Source organism: Acinetobacter sp. AL9 (assembly GCF_041464035.1).
Lineage (GTDB): Bacteria > Pseudomonadota > Gammaproteobacteria > Pseudomonadales > Moraxellaceae > Acinetobacter > Acinetobacter towneri.
Genome location: NZ_JAYFSK010000177.1, coordinates 1 through 462, shown reverse-complemented (window position 1 = coordinate 462; position 462 = coordinate 1). Strand labels below are relative to the sequence as shown.

Genomic DNA, 462 nt, shown 5'->3' with positions numbered 1-462 from the left:
TGCTGCAATGCGCAAGCTTATACATCTGTGTTATGGCGTTTTAAAACATCAGACTGCCTATCAAAGAGATTATTTATTGGTCGAATAATCTCAAAACCTGATTGACTACCAAGACGGTATCTCAGGTGAGTGACTTTACGTATATTCAAACTCATTCAGGCTGGGTCTATACCGCCTTTATTATTGATGTGTTCTCACGAGCAATTGTTGGATGGAAAGTATCTACACGGATGAATACAGATATGGTGCTCGATGCACTTGAGCAAGCATTGCACGATCGAGGCATGCCAAAGAATGTGATTCATCATTCCGATAGAGGTGTTCAATATCTTTCTATTCGCTATACCAATCGTTTAGAAGCTGCAAATTTACGAGCATCAGTCGGTACGACTGGTGATTCATACGATAATGCTTTGGCTGAAACGGTGAATGGCTTATACAAAACAGAGGTGATTGAATATT

At 40.0% G+C, this 462-nt stretch carries 1 pseudogene; it reads left to right on the top strand.

The window, feature by feature from the left end:
* Window positions 1-125: 125 nt before the first annotated feature.
* A pseudogene (locus tag ACEO2X_RS14190) lies at window positions 126-462 on the top strand (DDE-type integrase/transposase/recombinase); the annotation flags it as partial.